General features: G+C 67.9%; 5 protein-coding genes. 1 reads left to right on the top strand and 4 read right to left on the bottom strand.

Annotation, left to right across the window (positions count from 1 at the left end):
- Positions 1-618 (top strand): alanine dehydrogenase (locus tag G3N93_RS32975; RefSeq protein WP_277396587.1); only part of this gene is annotated, 618 nt, incomplete at its 5' end.
- A gap of 53 nt (positions 619-671) precedes the next feature.
- Here the strand turns inward: G3N93_RS32975 and polX are convergent.
- From polX to G3N93_RS32955, 4 genes are all read right to left on the bottom strand, one after another.
- Complete coding sequence (gene polX / locus G3N93_RS32970; protein ID WP_206134836.1) at positions 672-2438, bottom strand: DNA polymerase/3'-5' exonuclease PolX; 1767 nt, start codon at positions 2436-2438, stop codon at positions 672-674.
- 155 nt (positions 2439-2593) lie between these two features.
- Positions 2594-2986, bottom strand: a complete 393-nt coding sequence (locus G3N93_RS32965; protein ID WP_011355401.1) for a TraR/DksA family transcriptional regulator — start codon at positions 2984-2986, stop codon at positions 2594-2596.
- Positions 2987-3297: 311 nt separating this feature from the next.
- Entirely contained in the window at positions 3298-4470 is a 1173-nt protein-coding gene (locus G3N93_RS32960) for a glycosyltransferase family 1 protein (protein ID WP_206134835.1), read from the bottom strand.
- Positions 4471-4623: 153 nt separating this feature from the next.
- On the bottom strand, positions 4624-5434 hold an 811-nt coding region (locus tag G3N93_RS32955; protein WP_206134834.1), incomplete at its 5' end, for an undecaprenyl-phosphate glucose phosphotransferase.

The following is a 5434-nucleotide window of genomic DNA, read 5'->3' as shown; positions in this document are numbered from 1 at the left end:
GCGGCCGCGCATGTCGTCGTGCTCGGCGCGGGCGTGGTGGGCACCGGCGCGCTGCAGATGGCGGTCGGCCTCGGCGCACGCGTCACCGTGCTCGACACCAACGTGAACCGGCTGCGCCAGCTCGACCTCGTGTTCGCCAACCGGATCACGACCGTCTGCTCGAATGCGCACACGATCGACGAAGCCGTGCGCGATGCCGACGTCGTGATCGGCGCCGTGCTCGTGCCGGGCGCATCGGCGCCGCGGCTCGTCACGCGCGACATGATCGCGACGATGCGCACGGGGGCGGTCGTCGTCGACGTCGCGATCGACCAGGGCGGATGCTTCGAAACCTCGCATGCGACGACGCACGCGGACCCGACCTTCGTCGTCGACGGCGTCGTGCACTACTGCGTCGCGAACATGCCCGGCGCGGTCGCGCGCACGTCGACCTTCGCGCTGAACAACGCAACGCTCACCCAAGCGCTCGCGCTCGCCGACAAGGGCTGGAAGCAGGCGATGACCGACGATCCGCATCTGCGCGCGGGCCTGAACGTGTGCGACGGACACATCACGTACGAAGCCGTCGCGCTGGCGCTTGGTCTGCCCTACGTGCCGGCGACCGGCGTGCTGGCATGACGGAACCGCATTCATGTATGGCCAGCGGCTGACGGCACGCGCGTCGGCCGCGTTCACGCGCCCTTCGCGCCGCCGCTGCGCTTCGACGCGCCGCCCGCTCCCATCGTGCGCGCCAGCAACGGCCTCAATTGCGCGAGCGTACGCGTGTTCAGCACGTCGGCTCGCGTGAGCCAGCCTCGACGCGCCTGATCGACGCCGTACGCAAGATTGTCGAGTTCGTCCGCACTGCACGCATCCGAGCCGATCGCCACCGGCACGCCAGCTTTCGCGGCCTCTCGGCACCAGATGTCGGGCAGGTCGAGCCGCCGCGGCTGCGCATCGAGTTCGACGAAGCAGCCGCGCGCCGCGGCATGCGCGATCACCCGCGGCACGTCGAGTTCGCACGCGTCGCGCTCGCCGAGCACGCGGCCCGTCGGGTGCGCGAGAATCGTGAAATGCGGATGATCCATCGCGCGCAGCATGCGCGCGGTCTGCGCGTCGCGCGGCAACTCGAAGCCGTCGCGTACCGCACCGACCACGAGATCGAGCCGGCCGAGCATCGCATCGGGCACATCGAGGCTGCCGTCCTCGCGAATGCCGGCTTCCACGCCCTTGAGCAGCACGAAATCGTCGAACGACGCGTTGAGGCGATCGATCTCGTCAAGCTGCCGGGCAAGCCAGTCGAAGTTGCTGCGGCCGCCGGCGTGCGGCACCCGGTCGGTGATGGCCAGATACGCGAACCCGCGTGCGCGTGCCGCATCGGCCATCGCACGCAGGCTGTCACGACCTGCCGATGCGTCGGTATGCGCATGCAGGTCGCCGTGCACGTGCTTGCGCTCGACCAGCGCCGGCAGCGTGCCCGCGCGCGCTGCGTCGATCTCGCCGCGATCCTCGCGCAACTCGGGCGGCACGTCGTGAAGCCCGATCGACGCATAGATCGACGCCTCGGTCTCACCCGCAATCCGTTCGTCACCGCGAAACACGCCGTACTCGTTGATCTTCAGCCCGCCGGCCTGTGCGATCCTGCGCAACGCGATGTTGTGCGCCTTCGATCCGGTGAAGTAGACGAGCGCCGCGCCGAATGCGTCGGCATCGACGACGCGCAGGTCGACCTGCAACCCGCTGACGAGCACGACGCTCGACTTCGTCTTGCCGTGCGCCAATACGCGCGCCACCTCGCCATAACCGACGAACGCTTCGGCGACGGCCACCGGATCGCGCGCGGTGACGAGGATGTCGAGATCGCCGACCGTCTCGCGCCGGCGGCGGAAACTGCCGGCCGGCACGGCCTTGCCGACGCCCGCGATCGCACGCAGGCGTTCGAGCAGCGGCAGCAGCGAGTGCGCCGCATCAGGGAGCAGGAAACGTTGAGGTTCGCGCTTCAGCCGATCGTCGATCGCTTCGAGCAGATGCGCTTCGGTTTTCGCGCCGAAGCCCGGCAGCTCGCGCACGTGCCCACTCTTCGCTTCCGCGCGAAGCTGCTCGAGCGAATCGACGTGCAGTGCATCGTGCAGCGCCTTCACGCGTTTGGCGCCGAGCCCCGGCACGTCGAGCAGCTCGACGATCGCGCCCGGCAACGCGTGACGCAGCGTTTGCTGCAATTCGCATGTGCCGGTCGCGGCGATCTCGCGCAGCTTCGACGCGAGATCCGGCCCGATCGACGGAATCTTCCCGAGATCGTCGCCGTTCGCGACCATCGTCGGGATATCGCGCCCGTAGTCGGCAATCGTCCGTGCGGCATTGCGATAGGCACGCACCCGGAACGGATTGGCGCCCTGGATCTCGAGCATGTCGGCAATCTCGGCGAACACGGCCGCACACCCGGCATTGTGGATCGGCATGATCGGCGTGGCTCCCTTCCACGTGGATGGCGCCGTGCGCGTGCGCGACGGCGTCTGCCCGCCCGGCGCTGCATGCTGACGCCGCCGGGCGCCCGTTCATCATCGTACGCCGGCCGCGCCGCGCGTGCAGCGCCGTGATGGCTGAGACGTCGGAGTCAGAGGGAGGCGCGCGGCGTCGTGGCGTAGTGCCGTTCGTAGATCGACTGGCAATGCGTGCAGCGTTCGGCGGCCGGCCGTGCCAGCAGGCGCTCGTAGCCAACCGAGCCGTCGCAGTCGATGCACTCGCCGTAGCTGCCGTCACGCATCCGCTGCTGGGCGCGGCCGATCGCGCGCAGCTCGGTCAGTTTCATGCCGATCAACGCATGATCGACGTCGACGAACAGATCCGCATTGGCCTCGTCGCCCTCGTCCGGCGCCGCGCCGGCGAGGTCTGCGTAGGATTCCGACGCGCGCTGGTCTTCGGTGGTGCGAATCTCCGCACGCAACGTCTGCTCGCTCTCGTTCAGCCGCTGTTTCAGCGTCTGCCGTTGTTGTTGGTCGAGCGCCATGACCGTCTCTCCTGTTCCGGGTTCCGCGCGCGGCATTGCGGCGCGCGGTGTCGCGCCGGTGCGCGGCGGGCAGGCGTCACCGCCTGCCACCGTGTCCGGATGTGCGCCCGGAGACACGAAGTGCCGGACGCATTCGACGCAGGATAAACCCATTGAACACGCGTGTGTTGACTGGAATCAGCGTGGCGCTCGGTGCGCGCAGAAGTATGCGGAATTTGGGGACGGACGTGAAATCGCGACGTCGTCGAATGGGGGTGTCGCAGACACCGCCGGAATCGCTCGACCCGTGCGCAGCGCCGCGTCAGCGTACGTCAGGCGTCGGCACGGACGATGTCGAACAACGTACGCGCCGAACGCTGCCAGCTGTACCGCTGCGCGTGCTCGCGGCCCAGCGTGCGCAGTCGTGCCCGCAGTTCGGGATCGTCCATGACGCGGGCGATCGCCGCGGCGATATCCGGCGGCGAATACGCATCGCAGAACAGCGCTGCACCGCCGCAGACTTCCGGCAACGCCCCTTCGTGCGACACGACGACCGGGCAGCCACACCGCATCGCCTCGAGCGGCGGCAACCCGAATCCTTCGTATAGCGACGGAAACACGAAGCAGCCCGCATGCTCGTACAGCGCCTTCAGCTCGCCGTCGGTCACGTAACCGGCCCATGTGACGTACGGATCGTCTTCGCGCAGGCCCGCCGCCCGTGCGCCGAAGATCTTCGCATTGGCGCCCCCCGCGATCACGAAGCGCAACGTCGGGTGCGACTCGCGCATCAGCGCCACCGCGGCCAGTGCGCGCACGAGATTCTTGCCGGGCGCGAGCGACCCGACGAACAACACGTAGCGGTCCGTCTCGAGATTCAGGCGCGACAGCACGCCGGGATCGGCATCGATGCGGTCGATATGATCGACCGCACCCGGCACGACCGACAGGCGTGCAGGCGGCACGCCAAGCCGCGCGGCCAGCCGCGCCCGCGAAAAATGCGAAACCGTCACGATATGGCGCGCACGTCGCTTCATGATCGAGAACGCGAAGCGGTACCAGAGGCGAAACGCCATCGAATAGCCGTGTGGCAGATCGAAAATCGCCGCGTCATGAATCATCAGCAGTTGATCGCGTTTGACCAGCGGACCCATGTTGCAAAGGCTCAACAAGGTCCGGCCGCGCGTCGTGCGCGGCAGCGTCCATTGTTCCCACAGCGTGCCGTGCCGGCGCCCGGACGTCAGCGACCGCGCGCCGGCCGGCATGGCCGCCGGATCGTGATCGGATGGCACGACGAGCGCCAGTGCATCGTCGGCGCTCGCGATCCGCGCGAGTTCGGCCGTCAGTTCGTATGCCACGCGCTGAACGCCCGTCATGCGCTGCGCGGTGAATTTCCCGTTGATCGCGAGCCGGCACGACCGCGCGGCAGACGCGGCCGTACCGGCGCCCCGCTCCGCGCGCGCTTCCTGCAGTACCGGTGCGCTTCGCTCCCGAATCGACGTTGACATGTTCGTGACCATTCCGATGGCTGCGGCGCGCTTTTGCGCCGCCGGACACCCCGTTACGCGGGATGCTGCTGTGCCGTCAGTGTGTCCGTCAGATGCGCTCCGGTCGGTACGTTCGATCGCACAACGCACCGCTTTCCAGACGATTCGCGATCCTTAGAATGCATTGCGCCCGATGAATCCCCGCACGACCGTCAACAGGATGATCTTCATGTCGAACCAGAAGCTCCAGTTCTGCATGTAGAACAGATCGAACTTCACGCGCGCTTCCATCGCCTCGACCTTGCGCGTCTCGCCGCGATAGCCGTTCACCTGTGCCCACCCAGTGATGCCGGGCCGCACGCGGTAGCGATACATGTAGCAGTCGATCAGCTGCCGGTAGAAGTCGTCGTGTTCGATCGCATGCGGGCGCGGACCGACGACCGACATCTGCCCGAACAGCACGTTGAAGAATTGCGGCAGCTCGTCGAGCGACGTGCGCCGCAGGAACGCGCCGACCCGCGTGATGCGCGAATCGTTGCGCGACGCCTGCCGCACGACACCCGGTTGGTCTCGATGCACGCGCATCGTCCGGAACTTCAGGATGTCGAACTCCCGGCCGTCGACGCCCTTGCGGCGCTGCCTGAACAGCACGGGCCCCGGCGACGACAGCTTGACCGCGACGGCCAGCATCGACAGCAGCGGCAGCAACGGAATCAGCACGCCGAATGCGAACAGCCGGTCAAATGCGAACTTCGCCCACAGCTCCGGCGCCGAACGCGGCGTGGTCGCGAGGTTGATGGCCGGCATGCCGAGCACGTCGGTCGCCGAGCGATCGACCACCGCCATCTGTCGTACGTCGGGCAGCAGCCGCAGCTCCACGAACTCGTCGCGCAACTCGCGGACGATGCGCTGGATCCGCCACTCGTGCGACATCGGCAGCGTGAGCCATACCTCGTCGATCTCTCCGCCGCGAATCAGGTCGCGA

Source organism: Burkholderia sp. Se-20378, from assembly GCF_017104665.1.
Lineage (GTDB): Bacteria > Pseudomonadota > Gammaproteobacteria > Burkholderiales > Burkholderiaceae > Burkholderia > Burkholderia lata.
Note: the sequence above shows the minus strand (reverse complement) of the source record. Positions and strands in the feature narration are given on the sequence as shown.